At 41.6% G+C, this 255-nt stretch carries 1 protein-coding gene; it reads right to left on the bottom strand.

Features of this window, described 5'->3' with window-relative positions:
• The coding region (locus AAEY68_RS21315; protein ID WP_350586856.1) for a transcriptional repressor at positions 1 to 242 on the bottom strand (242 nt) is incomplete at its 3' end.
• Between the last annotated feature and the right edge of the window lie 13 nt (positions 243 to 255).

The raw sequence follows: 255 nt of genomic DNA, 5'->3' as shown, positions 1-255 counted from the left end.
GCATTGGTGCTTTCAATTTTATGAATAAAACCAAGCTCAGCCAAAAAATCTAATGCACGGTATATCGTGGCAGGTTTAGCGCCAGTTTCTGTTACTTTTAATTGCTCGAGCAAATCATACGCGCCCACACCACCTTGCGCACTTGCAAGTAAACGAAATACCTTTTCACGGATAGGTGTAAATCGCGCACCACGGTTGTCACATACTTGTTTTGCTTTACTTACGAGTGATTCTATATTCATCGTTCTCTTATCC

The sequence above is a fragment of the Pseudoalteromonas sp. RB2-MNA-CIBAN-0110 genome, assembly GCF_040309305.1.
Lineage (GTDB): Bacteria > Pseudomonadota > Gammaproteobacteria > Enterobacterales > Alteromonadaceae > Pseudoalteromonas > Pseudoalteromonas arctica.
This window is presented reverse-complemented; position numbering and strand designations above follow the sequence as displayed.